At 46.8% G+C, this 22,453-nt stretch carries 8 protein-coding genes; 5 read left to right on the top strand and 3 right to left on the bottom strand.

Annotated elements, in window-relative coordinates; all coding sequences use genetic code 11:
- The first annotated feature begins 175 nt into the window (after positions 1 to 175).
- The gene (locus tag L4C37_RS05385) at positions 176 to 583 is read left to right on the top strand and encodes a thioesterase family protein (protein WP_137372354.1); all 408 of its coding nucleotides are present in this window, start codon (positions 176 to 178) and stop codon (positions 581 to 583) included.
- Between the two features lie 20 nt (positions 584 to 603).
- Here L4C37_RS05385 and L4C37_RS05380 read toward each other — a convergent pair whose 3' ends face one another.
- Positions 604 to 1,410 carry a 4'-phosphopantetheinyl transferase family protein gene (locus L4C37_RS05380; protein WP_429768145.1) on the bottom strand — a complete coding sequence of 269 codons (807 nt, stop codon included), beginning with the start codon at positions 1,408 to 1,410 and terminating at the stop codon, positions 604 to 606.
- Between the two features lie 742 nt (positions 1,411 to 2,152).
- Between L4C37_RS05380 and L4C37_RS05375 the strand changes: the two genes are divergently transcribed.
- From L4C37_RS05375 to pfaD, 4 genes are read left to right on the top strand one after another with little or no spacing between them, the layout of a single operon-like run.
- Complete coding sequence (locus L4C37_RS05375) at positions 2,153 to 9,949, top strand: phosphopantetheine-binding protein (RefSeq protein WP_429768067.1); 7,797 nt, start codon at positions 2,153 to 2,155, stop codon at positions 9,947 to 9,949.
- Entirely contained in the window at positions 9,949 to 11,982 is a 2,034-nt protein-coding gene (locus L4C37_RS05370; protein WP_429768066.1) for a PfaB family protein, read from the top strand. The genes L4C37_RS05375 and L4C37_RS05370 overlap by 1 nt, the downstream gene beginning before the upstream one ends.
- Complete coding sequence (locus tag L4C37_RS05365; protein WP_429768065.1) at positions 11,979 to 17,897, top strand: hotdog fold thioesterase; 5,919 nt, start codon at positions 11,979 to 11,981, stop codon at positions 17,895 to 17,897. The genes L4C37_RS05370 and L4C37_RS05365 overlap by 4 nt, the downstream gene beginning before the upstream one ends.
- A 30-nt stretch (positions 17,898 to 17,927) precedes the next feature.
- On the top strand, positions 17,928 to 19,565 hold the full coding sequence (gene pfaD / locus L4C37_RS05360) for an eicosapentaenoate synthase subunit PfaD (RefSeq protein ID WP_429768064.1): 1,638 nt from the start codon (positions 17,928 to 17,930) through the stop codon (positions 19,563 to 19,565).
- A gap of 97 nt (positions 19,566 to 19,662) precedes the next feature.
- Here pfaD and hflX read toward each other — a convergent pair whose 3' ends face one another.
- The gene (hflX, locus tag L4C37_RS05355) at positions 19,663 to 21,030 is read right to left on the bottom strand and encodes a GTPase HflX (protein WP_429768063.1); all 1,368 of its coding nucleotides are present in this window, start codon (positions 21,028 to 21,030) and stop codon (positions 19,663 to 19,665) included.
- Between the two features lie 307 nt (positions 21,031 to 21,337).
- On the bottom strand, positions 21,338 to 22,450 hold the full coding sequence (locus tag L4C37_RS05350) for an ABC transporter ATP-binding protein (protein ID WP_429768062.1): 1,113 nt from the start codon (positions 22,448 to 22,450) through the stop codon (positions 21,338 to 21,340).
- Positions 22,451 to 22,453 lie beyond the last annotated feature (3 nt).

Genomic DNA, 22,453 nt, shown 5'->3' with positions numbered 1-22,453 from the left:
AAATGACACATAGATAAATCTTAAATGGGTGGAAGCCCACCAACATATAGTGAATACATGAGGTCAGACCAAGAGGTATATCAGAGTTGATGTCTTGAAGTACTTTTAATTGTTGCTGTAGAGTGCTGGCTTAGTTGACATTCTTAGCCCTATTTCATTTGAAGAGCCCAAGTTAATGAGTAAGATCTACCATCACCCAGTACAAATTTACTATGAAGATACCGATCACTCAGGTGTGGTTTATCATCCAAATTTTCTAAAATACTTCGAGCGTGCGCGCGAGCATGTATTGGGTAGCGATAAATTGGCAGAATTGTGGAATGAGCACGGATTAGGCTTTGCCGTGTATAAAGCCAACATGACTTTCCAAGATGGAGTTGAGTTTGCAGAGATCTGCGATATCAGAACCTCTTTTGAACTCGATGGAAAATATAAGACTTTATGGCGACAGGAAGTTTGGCGTAAAGGTGCAGCAAAACCAGCAGTGATTGGTGATATTGAAATGGTTTGCCTAGATAAAGACAAACAACTTCAGCCTGTGCCTGCTGAAGTATTAAAAGCGATGCTTGGAGAAACGAGCTAACTCTTTCTCAACTGTCTAGCTTAAAAGAGATGAGACGACGAAAAGGTCCTCATCTCTAATTGGATTGGAAGACACTCCCCACCAAGTGTAACCGCAAAACGATACTGGTCATCCAATCGCCCTAAGCAACATTGCCAACTTGTAGAAACATCGTCTTGCTCAGAAGGATCCAAATCCAACCTGATTCCGTTATGTAGCCTGATTTCGCGATACAAGCCTGGCTTAGCATCCGGTGAGCCGAATTCCGCTGATTCCTTGCTCAACAATTTTTGCATAGTCAAAAATGTTTGCTTGGTCAAATTAGAGAAGTCGAACGAAAAGCTTCGCAACGATGTGGCTAGCCCCTTGCCCGTCGCTTTGATGTATGACTCCTTCAAAGCCCATAAATCAAAGAAACGCTCTCTTTGCTCTTCTGTATTTAATTCAAGTAAATCCGTGATCTCTTTATCTGAAAAGTAATGCTTCATGATCGCATCAATGTTAGTTGACGTTCTCGCATGTTCGATATCAACACCCAATTGAACTGGCTCCCCTTCCCTTTGGAAAACCGCAACTAACAAATGAGCTTTGCTATGGCTAATATTGAAATTCAGCCCTGTTTTTTTATGTTGTTCGGCAATCAAACTTGGCTTTCCTTTTTCGCCATATTCAAATCGCCACTCTTCAGGTTGATAAAAACCGTAAGTTGATAAAACCGCCCGTAAATAATTACGTACATATAAAGCTTGAAGCTGAGCTGTAGGCATTCGATACCGCTCAACTTTCATCACTTCATCTTCAGGTAGCTGATTTTTTAAACAAGCAATAACATCCGATTCATCATTCATTTCTTCGAGTGGGCACAACCATAAGTCAACAGTTTGAATGCTATTCAAGTCAAATTCTCATTTATAAAAACACGCAAAAGGCGAACAAAACATCACCGCCCACATTTCTATGTATATCAGCCAGAACAAAACGATAAATACCATTTATATTTCAGACAAAAGTTAAGATTCGGAATCATAACAAATTTAAAATCGATATGTATTTTTCCTTACAGAACAGATTACTATTAAAGGTTGATTACAAAAACCTGACATAGATCTCACACACTTAAAAAATAGAGTATAAACACTAATTTTTCAAACTAAACCATTATTAATCATATGCTTAGTAAAATAATAATCACAAAAATATATTTATCGAGTTTTCCAACTGGTCTGAAGAGATCGTCATGAGCTCTGGGGGCATTGTAACCACTAGTTTCCTCGGGTAGCCTGCTCAACCATTAAACAAATTCACACGTTTTCTTTGCGGATACCGACTTATCATTTAGTCAGACTTTGAACAGGATTTTAATGGACATCGCCTCAACATTTGAATGCTACTTTCGCGCATGAAACACCTCCCAAACTCTCGTAAGTCAATGCACTTCGAAAACCCAACTTTTAACTGGTTGCCGTCACTCAGCAACTTGAATTTTCAGCTGTGCTTCCCTAAATCTGTTTCAGATTTTCTTTCTATAGCTTTAAAAGCGCAGCCTCAAAACACGACATCACTTTCTGTGATTTCTAGTGGAGACTCATAATGAGCCAACCCGAGACAAATACCCCGGAATCAGTAGATGATTCTCGACTGAATAAACGCCTTAAAGATATGCCTGTCGCTATCGTTGGTATGGCGAGCATGTTTGCAAACTCTCGTTACCTGAATAAATTTTGGGATCTCATCAGCGAAAAGATCGATGCAATTACCGAAGTGCCAGATACGCACTGGCGTCCAGAGGATTACTACGACTCAGATCGTACTACGCCAGACAAGTCTTACTGTAAGCGCGGTGGTTTTATCCCAGAAGTGGACTTCAACCCTATGGAGTTCGGTCTTCCGCCAAATATCCTAGAACTAACAGACACTTCACAGCTGCTTTCTCTGATCGTTGCAAAAGAAGTACTTGAAGATGCCAAGCTGCCTGAAGGCTACGATCGCGATAAGATCGGTATTACGCTTGGTGTTGGTGGTGGTCAGAAGATCGCTCAAAGCCTGAATGCTCGTCTCCAATACCCTGTATTGAAAAAAGTCTTCAAGAGCAGTGGTATCAACGACGAAGACAGCGAAATGCTGATCAAAAAGTTCCAAGACCAATACATCCACTGGGAAGAAAACTCATTCCCTGGTTCATTGGGTAACGTAATATCAGGTCGTATTGCTAACCGCTTTGACCTTGGTGGCATCAACTGTGTGGTAGATGCTGCGTGTGCAGGCTCTCTAGCCGCAATGCGCATGGCTCTTAGTGAGTTGGTTGAAGGCCGCAGTGAAATGATGATCACAGGTGGTGTGTGTACTGATAACTCACCAACCATGTACATGAGCTTCTCTAAAACGCCAGCATTCACTACTAATGAAACCATTCAACCTTTCGATATCGATTCAAAAGGGATGATGATTGGTGAAGGCATCGGCATGGTTGCTCTTAAGCGTCTTGAAGATGCAGAGCGCGATGGCGACAGAATCTACTCAGTGATTAAAGGTGTCGGTTCTTCTTCAGATGGTAAGTTCAAGAGTATTTACGCCCCTCGTCCTGAAGGACAAGCGAAAGCACTGAAACGTGCGTACGATGATGCTGGTTTCGCACCGCACACGCTTGGGCTTTTAGAAGCGCACGGCACAGGTACAGCAGCAGGCGATGTTGCTGAATTCGGTGGTCTAAATTCGGTATTTAGTGAGAACAATGAAGAGAAGCAACACATTGCGTTAGGCTCTGTGAAATCTCAAATTGGTCACACCAAATCAACTGCAGGTACTGCAGGTTTAATCAAAGCTGCATTAGCACTGCACCACAAAGTACTGCCGCCAACGATCAACGTATCGGCTCCGAATCCTAAGCTGGATATCGAGAACTCACCGTTCTACCTAAACACACAAACGCGTCCTTGGATGAAACGTGTCGACGGCACACCGCGCCGTGCAGGTATCAGCTCATTCGGTTTTGGTGGCACTAACTTCCACGTTGTATTGGAAGAGTACACGCCAGAACACGCTCGCGGTGACAAATACCGTCAGCGCCAAGTACCGCAAACTCTGTTATTCAGCGCGGAATCTTGTCAAGCACTGATCAATGAGCTCAAGCAGGTTTCAACTCAAGCTACAGACGCTGCGTTCAAGCTAGAAGCGCTTGCTGAGCAGCACGCTCTGCGCAAAATTGACGCTAAGCACGCTCGCCTTGGTTTAGTTGTCACTGACCAAGCAGACCTTCAAGCGCAACTGACTCAAGCAGTTTCTATGCTTGAGAGCCAAACCAAAGCACATTGGCAGATGCCAAACGGTACTAGCTACCGTGAGTCGGCACTGATTGCTGAAAACGGTGCTGGTAAAGTGGCTGCATTATTTGCTGGTCAAGGTTCGCAATACCTAAACATGGGTCGCGAGCTTGCTTGTCATTACCCTGAAATGCGCCAACAGCTTGCTCAAGCGGATCAGGTATTTGGTCAGCACAAGAAAACGGCTCTGTCGCAAATTCTATTCCCAATTCCAACTTTCACACCAGAAGCAACCAAAGCTCAAGAAGCTGTACTAACCAACACCGCCAATGCGCAAAGTGCAATTGGTACTGTGTCTATGGGTCAGTTCGACATCATGACTCAAGCTGGCTTCAAAGCCGACATGGTCGCAGGGCACAGCTTTGGTGAGCTAAGTGCACTATGCGCATCGGGTGTTATCTCACAAGACGATTACTACCAGCTAGCTTTCGCTCGTGGCGATGCGATGGCTGCAACACCTGAACAAGGTGACAGCGGTACTATGTTTGCGGTCATCTTAGACGCAGACAAGCTTCCAGCCGTTGAAAGCTGCATCAGCCAATTCGAAGGCGTGAGCATTGCCAACTACAACGCTCCGACTCAACTGGTTATTGCAGGTCCAACTGCGACGGTTCAACAAGCAGCACAAGCGCTAACAGAACAAGGCTTCAAAGCGATTGCTCTTCCAGTGTCTGGCGCTTTCCACACACCGCTTGTTGCTCACGCTCAAAAACCATTTGCTTCTGCAATTGATAAAGCTTCATTCAGCGCTCCAACGCTGCCGCTTTACTCGAACGCAACAGGCAAACTGCACAGCAAAGACGCTAAAGCGATCAAGAAAGCGTTCAAGCAACACATGCTGCAATCGGTTCGTTTCAGCGAGCAAATTGAAGCGATGTATGAAGCCGGTGCGCGTGTATTCGTTGAATTCGGTCCGAAGAACATTCTTCAAAAGCTGGTTGAGAAAACATTGGCTGATAAGAACGAAGAGCTTTACGCAATCAGCATCAACCCAAACCCTAAAGGCGACAGTGACCAACAGCTTCGCTTAGCTGCGGTTCAACTGTGCGTGGCAGGTATTTCATTAGACAACATTGACCCTTACCAAGCTGACATTGCTGAACCTGCGAAGGCATCACCAATGAACATCAAGCTGAATGCAACCAACTACATCAGCCCAGCTACTCGTAAGAAAATGGATCAATCATTGGCTTCGGGCAACGTCACCGAAAAGACTGAGATTGTTGAAGTGAAAGTTGAAGTCGAGAAAATCGTGGAAAAAGAAGTGATTAAAACAGAAATCGTTGAAGTACCTGTGGCTGCTCCTCAAGCTTCAAATGTACAACAGTCAGCTGCTCCAACACCAAGCGCACAAGTAGCAACAACAGCTCAGCAGCCTCAAGTGGCGCAACCTGCACCAGCGACTATTCAGCCAGCAGCTCAAGTAACAGTTGATGAATCTTCACTGCAATCGTTCTTCAATGCTCAACAACAAGCAGCAGAAGTACATCAGCAATTCTTGGCGATTCCTCAGCAATACGGTGACACATTCAACACCTTAATGTCTGAGCAAGCGAAAATGGCAACGGCAGGCGTAGCAATTCCTGAGAACCTACAGCGTTCTATGGAAATGTTCCACCAGCACCAAGCTGAAACGCTAAAAGCGCACGCTCATTACCTAGAAATGCAAGCGCACAGCAACAGCTCTGCACTTAATATGCTGACGCAAGGTTCAGTACAAACGGCACAACCCACCTTCATTGCGTCTGTAAATGCTCAGCCAGCGATTCAAGATCCAACTACTCCAGCAGCTATCGTCCAACAGCCTGTAGCTCAAGTACAAGCTGCTCCTGTACAGGCTGTGCCAGTTCAAAATACAACAGTTCAGCAAGCTCCAGTCCAAAAAGCCGTTCCTGCACCACAAGTAGTCGCTCAAGCAGCAGCACCTGTTGTAGCTCAGCCTGTGCCAGTAAAAGCACAACCAGCTCCTGTGGCTGCACCAGTAGCAGTACAAACAGCCGATGCTGAAAAAGTGATGCTAGAAGTGGTCGCTGAGAAAACGGGTTACCCAACGGAAATGCTTGATCTAGAAATGGACATGGAAGCAGACCTTGGTATCGACTCAATCAAGCGTGTAGAGATCCTTGGTACCGTTCAAGACGAAATGCCGAACCTACCTGAGCTGAACCCTGAAGATTTAGCTGAGTGTCGTACTCTTGGTGAAATCGTTACCTACATGAACAGCAAGATGCCAGCATCAGCGCCTGTGGCAGCACAGCCAAGCGCAGCCGCTAACGGTCTTGATGCGAAAGTCGTTCAACAAACCATGCTAGAAGTGGTTGCTGAGAAAACCGGTTACCCAACTGAAATGCTTGATCTAGAAATGGATATGGAAGCAGACCTTGGTATCGATTCAATCAAGCGTGTTGAGATTCTTGGTACGGTTCAAGATGAACTGCCTACTCTTCCAGAACTAAACCCTGAAGACTTAGCTGAGTGTCGCACTCTTGGCGAAATCGTTAACTACATGAACAGCAAGCTTCCAGCTTCGGCTCCTGTAGTCGCTCAAACTGCAGCAACTTCAGTTCAAGCAGTTAGCGGACTAGATGCGGCTGTCGTTCAGAAAACCATGTTAGAAGTAGTCGCAGAGAAGACGGGCTACCCGACTGAAATGCTCGACCTAGCAATGGATATGGAAGCTGACCTTGGTATCGATTCAATCAAGCGTGTTGAAATTCTAGGTACGGTACAAGACGAATTACCGACTCTTCCAGAGCTAAACCCTGAAGACTTAGCTGAATGTCGCACTCTCGGCGAAATTGTTGACTACATGAACAGCAAGCTTCCGGCTTCTGCTCCAGTAGCTGCACCAGCGCAAGCAGTATCAAACGGTTTAAACGCAGAACAAGTTCAAGGCACAATGCTGAGCGTGGTAGCTGATAAAACAGGCTACCCAACAGAAATGCTCGACCTAGCAATGGACATGGAAGCAGACCTTGGCATCGACTCAATCAAACGTGTTGAGATCCTTGGAACAGTTCAAGACCAACTACCAACATTGCCAGAGCTGAACCCTGAAGATCTAGCTGAGTGTCGTACTCTGGGCGAAATCGTTGACTACATGAACAGCAAGTTAGCTCCTAACGCAGCAACTGCGACAGTAGCAGCTACAGCCGCTGTAGAAATCGCAAACAACGATCTAAACCCTGCTCATGTTCAATCAACCATGATGGAAGTGGTTGCCGATAAAACTGGCTACCCAGCAGAAATGCTCGACCTAGCGATGGACATGGAAGCAGACCTTGGTATCGACTCAATCAAACGTGTTGAGATTCTAGGTACGGTTCAAGACCAGCTTCCAACGCTGCCAGAGCTAAACCCTGAAGACTTAGCTGAGTGTCGTACGCTTGGTGAAATCGTTACCTACATGCAAAGCAAGCTATCCGCAGCTGCACCTGTAGCGACTGCTAAAGCTGAATCAGTAACGCCTATCGCAGAAACAGCGACAGCGGAATTTCCTCCACACAATGAGGTAGCGCTAAAAAAGCTACCAGCGGCAGATAAACTCGTCGATTGTTTCTCAAAAGACGCTTGCGTCGTGATCACAGATGATGGTCACAACGCTGGTGTTCTAGCAGAAAAGTTGACCGCTAACGGCATTCAAGTTGCTGTAGTGCGTAGTGCTCTTTCTGCCGCGTCACCTTTAAACAGTGAAATCGCAAGCTACACACTCAACAGCGTCGATGATGCTGGTGTGACAGCTGTGATTAACGACATCGAAGCAGACCTTAAAACGTCGAACAAAGTGATTGCTGGCTTCATTCATTTACAAGCTATCGTTGATGCGAAACAAAGCAACGAGCAAGCGGTTAACTTGAATGCATACTCAAGAGCTTCACTAACCACAGCGTTCTTATTCGCGAAGCACCTAAATGGTCAGCTGAATACCGTTTCTGGTCGTAGTGTGTTCTTCACGCTAAGCCGTATCGATGGTGGCTTTGGTTACCTAGATACTAAGCAACTAGCGAATGCAGAACTTAACCAAGCAGCTCTGTCTGGTCTCACTAAGACACTGAGCCATGAATGGTCAAACGTGTTCTGCCGTGCATTGGATGCTGATGCTTCTATTGATGCTCGTCACCTAGCTGAAGCTATCACAGGCGAACTGTTCGATATCGACACCAACACGGTGGAAATCGGCCTTAGCCATGCGGAAAACGGTGAATCTGGTCGTGCAACATTGATTGCGGCAACACCAGGTGCTGCTCAAACCAAAAACACAGGTGCTCAACTCACCAAGAGCGACAAAGTTCTCGTAACTGGTGGCGCTAAAGGCGTGACGTTTGAATGTGCACTGACGCTTGCTAAGCAATGTAAGTCTCACTTCATTCTTGCAGGTCGTAGTAAGCATATTACTTCAGCTGAGCTACCTCAGTGGGCACAAGGCAAGCAAGAGAAAGAGCTAAAACCAGCGGCTATCGCTCACCTACAAGCAACAGGTGACAAACCAACGCCGAAGAAAGTTGATGCTTTGCTGAAACCTGTATTGAGCAGCCTTGAAATCAACGCAGCACTTGCCGCTTTCAACGAGATTGGCGCGAGCGCTGAGTACCTAAGCCTAGATGTGTCGAACCATGAGTCTGTAGCGAAAACACTGGCGAACTTCGACGGCATCACGGGTCTTATCCACGGTGCAGGTGTACTGGCTGACAAACACATTCAAGACAAAACACTTGATGAGCTGAACATGGTTTACGGCACGAAAGTGGGAGGGCTAGAAGCGGTTCTTGGTGGTCTTGATAGCAGCAAGCTAAAACTGATTGCGATGTTCTCTTCGGCGGCGGGTTTCTACGGAAACACTGGCCAAAGTGATTACTCGATGTCTAACGAGATCCTAAACAAAGCGGCTCTACAACTATCTGCGCGTAACCCTCAAGCGAAAGTGATGAGCTTCAACTGGGGACCGTGGGACGGTGGCATGGTCAACGCAGCACTGAAACGTATGTTCACAGAGCGTGGTGTGTACGTAATTCCTCTTCAGGCGGGTGCAGAGCTGTTTAGTTCTCAGCTACTGAACGAAACTGGCATTCAATTGCTGGTTGGCACGAGCATGCAAGGTTCTGACAACAAGGAAGCTGCTGTAAAAAAGCTTAATGCGGAGTCTGTGCATCTTGCAAAGAGTCCGCTGAATACAAGCATCACTGTGACACGTCATCTTGATCCGAAGGCATTACCTTTCATTCAAGATCACTGCATTGCCGGTAACCCAGTGTTACCGACAGTGTGTGCTATCCAATGGATGCGTGAAATAGCAGAGCAACTGTTAGGGGTGAACGTTAGCGTTCACAACTATAAACTGCTTAAGGGTGTGATTTTTGATACTGATGAAGTGCAAGAGCTAACGCTTGTCTTGTCTTCAGACGCTAAATCAAAAGATCAGCTAAAAGCAGTAATCAGCTGCCAAGGGCGACCACAGTATCAAGCTCAGTTGCAAGTTGCCTCTGTGCAAGTGTCTGAAGATGTTCAACAAGCGTCGACAAAACGCTTTGAAGCTAACTCTTCAACACCAGTAACAACGGCACAAGCTCTATACAGTGACGGCACTCTGTTTCATGGACCAAGATTGCAAGGTATTACCTCAGTTGAACGCTTTGACGACTTAGGCTTATTGGCTCAATGCCAGTTGCCTCAGATTGAAAACAGCGACTGCGGATCATTTATTCCTAAGCAAGGCTTTGGCGATAGCCAACCATTTGCTGAAGATTATCTGTTGCAAGCAATGCTGGTATGGGCTCGATTGAAATACGGCGCGGCAAGCCTACCGTCTGCAATCGGTGAGTTTATTTGTTACGCACCGATGCACGATGGTGACCAAGGTTGGCTAGAGCTGAACGTGATAAAAAGCACGGCTCGTTCGCTGCAAGCTGATATCTCGCTTTACCACCAAGATGGTCGTTTAAGCGCAGTAATGAAAGGTGCCAAAGTCACCATCAGCAAGAGCTTAAACGACGCATTTTTGCCGAAGTCTAGCTCAGCAGTATCGAAAAAAGAGGCGACTAATAACCCAGAAAAGGAGCAATTGTCATAGTGACTGTTCCTTCTAATAAAGCGATGCCATTGCGCATCGCTCTTTTAGCTCAGCCAGCAAACGCGGCTGAGCTTTCTGCCGACTTATTTCCCTCGTTCCCAGACATGATAACTGTTGTGGTTGATGGCACTTTTAATCAAGCACTTGCTCACGCCATCGAGACCGTCAATCAAGGTAATGTCGTTAAGCTTTGTTTGGATTCTCACTCACCATCATTGTTGATGTTGAGTGCACTGACCGCTGCTCAAAACAAGATTCATCCACACGCTTATCTAGCGAGTTTTGTAGATACAGCTACCGGAGATAGCATTCAGCTAGCTCTGGATATTGCGCGCCGCCCCGCGACAGATTTAAGCCATCAACAACAATATTCTGCACTTTCTGCTTCGCTGCAGTTTGATGAATTGTTGAATATGGTTAATGCGATATCGAGCCGTTCATTACCGAGCCATTACTGGTTCACTGAGCCGAACAAAGCACGTGTTGCTGCGTTAACTTTCAGTGACGATAGCCAAAAATCCACCAGCCTGATATTGACTCAAGCGACCGGTTTGCAAGAACCAAAACCCTTGCTATCAAGCGAGCGTTTGATGTTTGTGGTTTCAGGCAACGAACAAGCCGAATTGGTTTCTCAGCTAGCTTCACTAAGAGCAGAGCTTAAATGCATTGACGAAGCAGCAGACAGCGAACTTGCTATCGCTACCTTGATGCATTCGAACCTAAGTCACTTCCAAAGCGTTCAGCACAATATTGTCCGTGGTGCGAACATCGTGATTCAAGCTGCTTCAATTGAGGCTGCACTACAAGAAATCACAGCGCTAGAAAATGCGTTGCCAAAAGTAATGGCTGACAATAGCCAATACAAGACTCCTGCGGGCAGTTGTTTCTCACCGAAGCCTCAAAGCGAAGGTGGCGTTGCATTTGTTTACCCTGGTGTTGGCACAGTTTATCCCGGCATGTTGCGCGAGTTTCATCACCATTTTCCACAGTTATTTGCTCGTTTAGAGCGCGAAGGTAACTTGAAAGAGATGCTGCAGGCTGACAAAACCTACGCTGAAGACTCGCAAGAAATGTCACTCAGTGAATTGGCAATTGCCGGTGTCGGCAGTAGTTATCTGTTAACACAACTGCTGTGTGATGAATTCAAAGTGCAGCCAGATTTCGCCTTGGGCTATTCCAAGGGGGAAGCCTCCATGTGGGCGAGCTTAAATGTTTGGAAAAACCCACATGCGCTGATCGAGATGACTCAAACTAGCCCTATTTTCACGACGGCTATTTCTGGTGAACTCACAGCAGTGCGCCAAGATTGGCAGTCGAACAGCGACGAAAGCATCCAATGGAATAGCTTTGTGGTTCGCAGTGATGCACAAGCGATTGATGCTCTGTTACCGGAGTTTCCACGTGCTTATCTTGCCATTATCCAAGGTGATACTTGCGTGCTAGCCGGTTGTGAAAACACTTGTCGTGCACTACTCAAAAAGCTTGGTAAGCGTGGCATTGCCGCGAATCGTGTTACTGCCATGCACACCACGCCAGCATTAAGCCAGCATAGCCAAGTGCAGGAGTTTTACACGCAACCACTGTTCGACAAGTTACCAAAGCATATCCGCTTTATCAGCGCAGCAGGTCTACCGACGGGCGCACCAATCAATATCGACAGCGATAGTATCGCCCTTTCGATTGCCGACACCTTCTGTTCAACGCTGGATTTCACCGCGTTGATCCAGAGTGCACGTCAGCAAGGTGCTCGCCTGTTTGTTGAAGTGGGTGCCGATCGTCAAACCAGCACATTGATCGACAAGATCAACCGCAGCGACAACGTAGCCGACCAGTACTGCTCAATCGCTTCTAATGCCAAGGGTGGTGACGATATTGTCACGCTCATCAAGTGCATTGGTCAGCTCATTACTCATCAAATCCCACTGTCTGTCGAGCAACTTATTCAAGGGCTAGAACAACAGATCACCGCCGCTAAGCAATTACGTGGTGTGTCTCAAGACAGCGCAGTGAATCATCAAGGAGAGCTAGTATGAGTTCTCAATATCAGGCTCAAGCCAAGACTAAGCAGCAAGTGAAGTGCAATAAGATCGCGATTGTCGGTATTGCCAACCAATACCCAGAAGCTGATACGCCAAAAGATTTTTGGCAAAACTTGCTGAACAAAAAAGATTCTCGAACCACATTAAGCGCTGAAAAGTTAGGCGCTAAGCCTGAAAGCTATCAAGGCGTGCAAGGCGAATCAGACCGCTTTTACTGTGATAAAGGCGGCTACATCGAAAACTTCAATTTCGACAGTAATGGCTACCGCTTAACAGCTGATTCATTCAAAGGTGTCGACCAGAGTTTCCTTTGGGCGTTAGATACCAGTCGTAAGGCGTTAGTCGACGCCGGCATTGATTTGAATGCCGATGTTTTAGAGCGTACAGGCGTTATCATGGGTGCCCTTTCGTTCCCAACAACACGTTCGAACGATCTGTTTCTGCCGATGTATCACTCGGTGGTCGAGAAAGCACTTAAAGATAAATTGGCTAATGACCAGTTTTCACTGCTACGAACCAATGAAACCGCACAAGACCTAAACCCGATCAACGGTGCGGCAGCGCACAACGCCTCTAAGTTAGTGGCTGATGCGTTGGGTCTAGGCAACGTGCAACTTAGCCTAGATGCGGCATGTGCAAGTTCAGTGTATTCATTGAAGTTAGCGTGTGATTACTTGAACACAGGCAAAGCCGACATGATGTTGGCAGGCGCGGTATCAGGAGCTGACCCATTCTTCATCAACATGGGTTTCTCCATCTTCCACGCTTACCCAGACCACGGTGTTTCGGTTCCGTTTGATAGCAACAGTAAAGGCTTGTTTGCTGGCGAAGGCGCTGGTGTTTTAGTGCTAAAGCGCCTAGCTGATGCAGAGCGTGATGGCGACAACATTTATGCGGTAGTGAGCGGCATTGGCTTATCGAACGATGGCCGAGGCCAGTTCGTATTAAGCCCAAATAGCAAAGGACAAGTCCAAGCCTTTGAACGCGCTTACGAGGCTTCAAACCTAACACCAGACAGCATTGAAGTGATTGAGTGTCACGCAACCGGCACGCCATTAGGTGACAAGGTTGAGTTAACCTCAATGGAGCGTTTCTTTGCTGATAAATTGAATGGTTCTAACCCACCATTGATTGGCTCTGCAAAATCAAATCTCGGCCACTTACTGACTGCGGCAGGTATGCCTGGGATCATGAAGATGATCTTTGCGATGAAAGAAGGTGTCCTTCCTCCAAGTATTAATTTGGACAAGCCGCTATCGTCGCCAGAAGGTTTATTTGGCTCACAGACTCTACCAACTCAGGTTCAACCTTGGCCAAGTAAAGCGGGCAACCAAGAGCGCTGTGCGGGTGTTTCTGTATTTGGTTTCGGTGGTTGTAACGCTCACTTACTGCTTGAAGCGTATTCAGATACGAGTCATGTAAACCAGACGCTAAAGTCAGCGTCTCCAAGTCTACAATCGCCTAATTTAAGCATTACTGGCCTCGCATCGCACTTCGGCTCCCTGCAAAGTATCAATGCACTAAGTACTGCGATTGAGACCAACAACGATGCTTTCATTGCTTTGCCTAAGAAACGCTGGAAAGGCTTAGACCAACATCCAGAGCTACTGAATCAATTTGGTTTACACGGCATTCCAAACGGAGCGTACATAGATCAATTCGATCTCGATTTCCTACGCTTTAAAGTGCCGCCTAATGAAGATGACCGTTTGATCTCTCAGCAGTTACTACTGATGAAAGTTGCAGACGAAGCCATCAAAGACGCCAAGCTCGTGGCAGGCCAAAAGGTTGCAGTACTCGTCGCTATGGAAACAGAGCTTGAGATGCACCAATTCCGTGGACGCGTAAACCTGCATAGCCAATTGGCTGACAGCTTTACCAACATGGGTATTGAGCTAACACAAGACGAATACCAAGCGCTAGAAACCATCGCGATGGACAGTGTAATGGACGCAGCTAAGCTGAACCAATACACCAGTTTCATCGGCAACATCATGGCTTCGCGTATCTCTTCATTGTGGGACTTTAACGGCCCTGCCTTTACGATTTCAGCCGCTGAACAATCAGTTGCACGTTGTATTGATGTCGCGCAAAACCTGATGTCGCAAGAATCGATGGACGCAGTTGTTATTGCAGCCGTCGACCTAAGCGGCAGTGCGGAACATGTGATTCTGAAGAACAGCATGAGCCCAGTGTCACTTGATCCAAAATTCGGACAACCGCAAGACGGCAGTTGGAATGTGGGTGAAGGCGCAGGTGCAATTGTTCTTGTGGAAGAAGGTCGAGTAGCGAGCAACCAAGACACGGCTTACGGCAGCATCAACGCATTAGCCTTTGGTCCAAGCGAGAATAACAACGCCGTTGTTGATGAGTTACTGACCCAAGTCGGTATGAGCTCGAACGATGTTTCTCTGCTTGAGCTTAACCATGCACCAGAATCTTTAATACATGACTCTTCATTTCTAAGTTTAGGGAACACAAGGACGACTCAAGCAAGTCAACGTGTTGGTCATTGCTCTGCAGCTTCTGGTATGGCAAGCCTGCTACACGGTCTGCTCAACCTGAACCTTGAGTCTCTGAATCCAAATGTCACCTCTAAGAGCGCGATTGTTGCCAACATCAGCGAAGGACAATGTTCACAGCTGCTACTAAGCCAATCGAGTGTTGAATCTCAATCACTTTCTGTTCGTTTAAGCAATGAACTGGCAAGTGATGCTAAGCGTCAATTGGTTAAACAAGTGACTCTTGGTGGTCGCGATATTTATCAACATATTGCCCAAACTCCAGTGACCAACTTGGCAACGATTCAACATAAAGCTTCTGGTAAACAAGCGGCAAGAGTGGCGTCAGTTCCAACGACAGCAAGCATTCAAACTGCCCTTGCGCAAAAAGAGTTAAAGAAGAAAGCATTAGCGCAGAACGCGATAGAGCCAGTCATCGAAACTCCTAAATCAGTATCCCCTACTCTGGCGCCTACTCGCCACAGTCAGCTAACAGGTAACCACAGCAATATGACTCATGTCCTATCCGCTAAAAATGGCGCGTCTCAAATCGACGCTAATACGGATGCAGCATTACAGCCGTCTGTAACACCACACAAGCAAGCTTTTGCTCAAAACCAACAAGCAGCGCAGCAAGTACACAAAGCATTCCTGCACACTCGTGCCCAAGGCATGCAGATGGCTGATGCACTATTGAAAGCACAGCTAAACGCAGTTACGTCTGGTTTAGATAGCAATACCCTTTCTCAACAAACGAATGGTCAACAAACGCCAGCTCAGCCTGTTCAAGCTCAACCGGCTCCGGTTCAGTCAGTACCAGTCAACGTACTTGCAACGCCAGCACCAGTGAAACCGATCCGTAAACCATGTATCTGGGATTACGATGATCTGGTTGAATACGCGGAAGGCGATATTGCGAACGTATTTGGCCCTGATTACGCGATCATCGATAGCTATTCGCGCCGCGTTCGTTTGCCAACCACCGATTACCTATTGGTATCTCGTGTAACCAAGCTCAACGCGACCGTTAACGAGTACAAGCCAAGCACAATGACCACCGAATACGACATCCCAGTTGATGCGCCGTATCTTGTTGATGGTCAGATCCCTTGGGCTGTTGCGGTAGAATCTGGTCAGTGTGACCTAATGCTGATCAGCTACCTAGGTATCGATTTTGAAAACAAAGGCGAGCGTGTTTACCGCTTGTTAGATTGTACGCTGACTTTCCTTGGTGACCTGCCTCGTGGTGGTGATACGCTGCGTTACGATATCTCAATCAATAGCTTTGCTCGCAATGGCGACACGTTGCTGTTCTTCTTCTCGTACGAATGTTTCGTTGGCGACAAGATGATCCTGAAAATGGATAACGGTTGTGCAGGCTTCTTCACTGACGAAGAGTTGGCTGACGGCAAAGGTGTGATTCACACTGAAGATGAAATCAAGGCTCGTAAGCTTGCAACTAAGCAACGCTTCGACCCTATGTTGCACTGCCCTAAAACGCAGTTTAACCACCAAGAATTGCGTCATCTACTGACTGCCAACATTGCAGAGTGTTTTGGCCCAACTCACCAATCCAATAGCCACCAGCCTTCTCTATGCTTCAGCTCAGAGAAGTTCATGATGATCGAAAAGGTTAGCCGTGTTGAACCGCAAGGCGGCACATGGGGACTTGGTCTGATTGAAGGTCACAAGCAGCTAGAGCCTGAGCACTGGTACTTCCCTTGTCACTTCAAAGATGACTCGGTAATGGCTGGCTCTTTGATGGCAGAAGGTTGTGGTCAACTGCTTCAATTCTTCATGATGCACCTTGGCATGCACACGCTTGTTCAAAATGGTCGTTTCCAACCGCTTGAAAATGCGCCTCAACAAGTACGCTGTCGTGGACAAGTTCTACCACAATCGGCAGAACTGACGTACCGCATGGAAGTGACTGAGATTGGTCTAAGCCCTCGCCCATACGCGAAAGCTAACATCGACATTTTACTGAACGGCAAAGTGATTGTTGATTTCCAAAACTTGGGTGTGATGATCAAAGAAGACGACGAATGTACTCGTTATCTGCCTTCTTTAGAAACAGCTGTCGCGACCCCTGTTATCGAAAACTTAGGCCATACACCAGCAGTGAACCAACAAGCTTCAGTAAATGCGCCACTTATGGCTCAAATTGAAGACCTAGAAACTGCACCAAACAAAGGTGTGGTTCCTCTTCAACACGTTGAAGCGCCGGTGACTCCTGATTACCCAAATCGCACACCCGATACGGTTCCATTCACTCCATATCACATGTTCGAATTCGCAACCGGCGATATCGAGAAATGTTTCGGTCCAGATTTCTCTATCTACCGTGGAATGATTCCACCACGCACTCCGTGTGGCGACCTACAGCTAACCACTCGTGTCGTTGAGATCGACGGCAAGCGTGGCGACTTCAAGAAGTCTTCATCGTGTATCGCAGAGTACGAAGTGCCAGAAAATGCATGGTACTTTGATGAAAACAGCCACCAGACCCTAATGCCTTACTCGGTATTGATGGAGATTTCACTACAACCAAACGGCTTTATCTCTGGCTACATGGGCACAACACTGGGCTTCCCAGGTGAAGAACTGTTTTTCCGCAACCTAGATGGCAGCGGCAAAATGCTGCGTAACGTCGACTTGCGTGGCAAAACAATTACCAACGATTCTCGTCTGCTTTCAACGGTAATGATGGGCACCAACATCGTACAGAGCTTCAGCTTCGAACTGAGCACTGACGGCGTGCCTTTCTACCAAGGTACAGCGGTATTTGGTTACTTCAAGGGCACAGCACTGAAAGATCAGCTTGGTTTGGACAACGGTAAAGTAACTCACCCTTGGCACGTTGATAACAACCGCACGCCGGATGTAAACATCAACCTGCTAGACAAAACGACCCGTTACTTCAATGCACCTGTTTCTGCTACTGGTGAAGTACAAGAGCACTACCAACTGGCGGGCGGTCGTTTGAACTTTATCGATACGGTGCAGATCACCAGCGATGGTGGTAAAGACGGTCTGGGTTACCTATACGCTGAGCGTACGATTGACCCAAGCGATTGGTTCTTCCAGTTCCACTTCCATCAAGACCCAGTAATGCCAGGCTCTCTAGGTGTCGAAGCGATCATCGAGCTAATGCAAACCTACGCGCTAAACAAAGATCTTGGCGCTGGCTTCCGCAATCCGAAGTTTGGTCAAATCCAATCTGAAGTGAAGTGGAAATACCGTGGTCAGATTAACCCTCTGAACAAGCAGATGTCACTGGATGTACACATCACTGCGATTAAAGACGAAGACGGTAAACGTATCATCGTTGGCGACGCAAACCTGAGCAAAGATGGTCTGCGTATTTACGAAGTGAAAGACATCGCAATTTGTATCGAAGAAGCATAAGCCTGACACGGGACTAGGAAAGAAATAATTATGACAACTCAAACTACAATCAATAACGAAAAGCTATCTCCGTGGCCTTGGCAGATTAAAGAGAGCACAACTCACTTTGATAACGCGGCAATGTCGACAATTTTGAAAGATTTAAGCCTTGCTTGTTACGTAGTGAACCACCCAGAAAAAGGGTTAGGTGTTAGCCAACAAGCAGAGATTGCATCGGGCGATTCAGCAAGTTCAGCGAACAGCCAACCTGTTAGCGCTTTTGCTCCAGCTCTTGGTACACAAAGCCTAGGCGACGAAGATTTTCGTCGCTGCCACGGCGTGAAATACGCTTACTATGCGGGCGCAATGGCAAACGGCATTTCATCTGAAGAGTTGGTGATTGCCCTTGGTCAAGCTGGCATTCTTTGTTCCTTTGGCGCGGCGGGTTTAATCCCGTCTCGTGTTGAGCAAGCGATTAACCGTATTCAAGCAGCACTACCAAACGGCCCTTACGCGTTTAACCTGATTCACAGCCCAAGCGAACCCGCGCTAGAGCGCGGCAGTGTTGAGCTGTTTTTGAAGCATAAAGTAAAAACTGTTGAAGCTTCTGCCTTCTTGGGGCTAACACCGCAAATCGTTCACTACCGTGCAGCTGGTCTTAGCCGTGATGCACAAGGTGAGATTCAGATCGGCAACAAGGTAATTGCCAAAGTAAGCCGTACTGAAGTTGCGAGCAAGTTTATGCAGCCTGCTCCTGCGAAAATGCTGCAAGCTCTAGTTGATGAAGGTCGAATCACAGCAGAACAGATGGAACTGGCACAGCTAGTCCCTATGGCTGATGACATTACTGCAGAAGCTGACTCTGGTGGTCACACCGATAACCGTCCGCTAGTAACACTGCTGCCAACGATTCTAGCGCTGAAAGAGCAAATCCAAGCACAGTACCAGTTCAAAACACCACTGCGTGTTGGCTGCGGTGGTGGTGTAGGCACGCCTGACGCTGCGCTAGCGACGTTTAACATGGGCGCTGCTTACATTGTTACTGGTTCAATCAACCAAGCGTGTGTTGAGGCTGGCGCGAGCGAACACACACGTAAGCTGCTTTCGACAACTGAAATGGCTGACGTGACGATGGCCCCGGCGGCAGACATGTTCGAAATGGGCGTGAAACTTCAAGTGGTTAAGCGTGGTACCTTGTTCCCAATGCGTGCCAACAAACTGTACGAACTTTACACTCGCTACGATTCAATTGAAGCGATTCCAGTAGAAGAGCGTCTGAAGCTAGAGAAGCAGGTATTCCGTTCAACACTGGATGATATCTGGGCGGGGACTGTGGCTCACTTTAACGAGCGCGACCCTAAACAGATCGAACGTGCTGAAGGCAACCCGAAACGTAAAATGGCGTTGATTTTCCGTTGGTACTTGGGTCTTTCAAGTCGTTGGTCAAACACCGGTGAACAAGGTCGTGAAATGGATTACCAAGTATGGGCTGGTCCTGCACTTGGCGCATTCAATGCGTGGGCAAAAGACAGCTATTTAGATGATTACCAACAGCGTAATGCAGTCGACCTAGCAAAACACCTAATGCATGGTGCAGCCTACTTAGCTCGTGTTAACCTGCTGACTTCACAAGGTATCAAGCTTGACCCAGAGCTAGCACGTTGGAAGCCGACGCAAAGAATGGCCTAGGCATTTCAATACAGCGTTAATTAAGCTCAACGAATAAAAAAAGCGACCTTAACGGGTCGCTTTTCTTTTGGTTATTCTTCTTAAACTAGCTAAGAGATTAAGATTTCTGCATACGCTTTTTCAGTCGAGCTAAGTCAATTTCACTAGAGCGAACAGTCAACTTAATGCACTCGTAATCGTACTCTTCTTTAACCACACTCATGTTTGAGCGAATCTCACCGATGATGCCTTGGACAGAATAAGGGATAGTGATCTCTTCTTCGATCATGCCCTCTTCAGCAACTCCAACGATGTATTTATGCAGTTTAGTGATATCTAGCGGATCACGAGTCGACGTTAGCATCGCATCTGGGAATTCTTCGATCAGCTCTAATTGCTGCTCTTCAGTCAATCTATCGCACTTATTCAGCACTAATAGTTTTTCGCTGCCTTCTACACCCACTTGAGCTAATACGTCGTGTACCACATCAAGTTGTGCGCGGAATGAAACGTCAGAAGCATCAACCACATAAAGCAGCAATGAAGCATCGTGCGCTTCTGCTAACGTTGAGTGGAATGATGCAACCAGATCGTGTGGCAATTTCTTGATGAAACCCACCGTATCTGAAACAAGAATACGCGGTTGAGTGATTGGCTGAAGCGCACGAACCGTAGTGTCTAGCGTCGCGAACAGTTTATCTTCACCGACCACTTCGGTTGCGGTCATTGCACGCATCATCGAAGATTTACCGGCATTGGTGTAGCCAACTAAAGCAACAGTGAAAAGCTCCGCACGCCTTGTGCGTCGGGTCTTCATTTCATCTTGTACGCTTACTAGCTCACGCTTAAGCGCAGCAATTTGGTCACGTACGTTACGACGGTCTAGCTCAAGTGAAGTTTCACCGGCGCCCTGACCCATTTGACGCTCTTTATCACCCTCAGCCGTTTCACGAAGTCGTGGCACTAAATAGTTTAGACGAGCGATATCAACTTGCAGACGAGCTGTACGAGTACGAGCGTGACGGCTAAAGATTTCGATGATGATGCCAGTACGGTCAAATACTTCCACACCCAAACTCGCCTCAACAGTACGCATTTGAGATGGACTTAAATCACAGTCAAATACCACAACATCAGCGGCACCGTATTGGAAGTTACCCGTTGGAAGATCATCAAAATCTAGCTCATCGATTTCAGAATCAAACAAACCCGACTCATCAAGAAAGTCTTCATCTTCAGCTTCTTCAATAGAGCCTTGGTAACCAGTTAGATGTGCAATTTCGGCAAGCTTACCCGCACCCAACACATTCTGTCTTTGGGATGAACTGTGGTGTTGCGATTGCGTACCGACGACTTTAAACCCTAGGGTTGTCACTAAGCGAGCAAGTTCGGCAAGAGACTCTTTTGCTTCGTCACCTTTAAAATCCGGTGTCGTAATAGAAATAAGTAAAGCGTTATTCGCCGCTGGTTTTGCTGTTAGTTTCATGTTTTATTCTGTCTATGCACTGGAGTGCAACCTAGTTTTTGGTCTAAAGTAGTGTGATCCTACGCGTTTCTACGTCAGCTTTATAGAGCTAAGGGATACTAAATCACGATATTATTGCAGTAGAAGCATATATATCGTTTATCCCTCTGTTTTTATAAGGAATAAAAAGCAAGTATAGACAACGAAAAAGGCAGCATCACATTACTTATTACTAGTTGGTGATACTACCTTTGATTTAGACATGAACTTTGATTATTAAACTAACCCAATAACTAGAAGTTAGAAGTTAGAAGTTAGAAGTTAGAAGTTAGAATTCGATTCTCGCTTCGGTTTGAGCATCGAAAAATACCGCCTTTGATAAGTCAAAATGAAGCGGTGCCATTTGCCCAACCGACACTTCAAACTCTGGTGACAAACGACACGCGACTTCTTGGTCGTTCACTTTAACCATTGCGATGGTATCTGGTCCTGTTGGCTCCAACACTTCCAATTGCAGGTCTAGCTTTGTGGTTGCCGACACATCATCACCTTCTTGCTCAGTAATGTGTTCAGGACGTAACCCAATGACCAACTCCTTGCCATCTTGGTCACGCATACTCTGAGGCAATCGAATGTGGTGTTCTTGCTCCGCCGTGCCAGTTACTTTGATTATCGGATTCTGTTCCTCATCCAAATCCACCATGGTCTTAATGAAGTTCATGGATGGTGACCCCATAAAACCCGCCACGAACATGTTATTTGGCTTGGTGTAGATCTCTTGTGGCGTACCTAGCTGCTGCAGTTCGCCGTCTTTCATTACTGCGATGCGATCCGCAAGAGTCATAGCTTCGATCTGGTCATGGGTTACATAAACAATCGTGGTATTCAACTTCTGATGCAGACGTTTAATCTGATGGCGCATTTCAACACGCAGCTTGGCATCCAAGTTTGAAAGCGGCTCATCAAACAGATACAGCTTAGGACGACGAGCCAGAGCACGCCCCATCGCGACACGTTGACGCTGACCACCAGAAAGTTGCGACGGTTTACGATCCAGCAATTGTTCAATTTGCAGCATTTCAGCCACTCGATTAACCTCAGCATCGATATCTTGCTGCGGCATCTTACGAATCTTCAAACCGAAAGCGATATTGCCGCGTACCGTCATATTGGGATAAAGCGCGTAAGACTGAAACACCATCGCAATATCGCGATCTTTAGGTTCAACCTGCGCCACATCTACACCATCAATCACGATTTCACCCGAGCTAATATTTTCGAGCCCAGCGATGGTGTTCATTAGGGTGGATTTTCCACACCCCGAAGGGCCGACAAGTATCAAAAATTCCCCCGAATCGATACTAATGTCGATGCCCTTTAACGTTTCGTTGTCCGCGTTGCGATAGGTTTTACGGATCTGTTTTAAATCTAATGTTGCCATGGT

The organism is Vibrio kagoshimensis (assembly GCF_050337535.1).
Classification (GTDB): domain Bacteria; phylum Pseudomonadota; class Gammaproteobacteria; order Enterobacterales; family Vibrionaceae; genus Vibrio; species Vibrio gallaecicus.
This window is presented reverse-complemented; position numbering and strand designations above follow the sequence as displayed.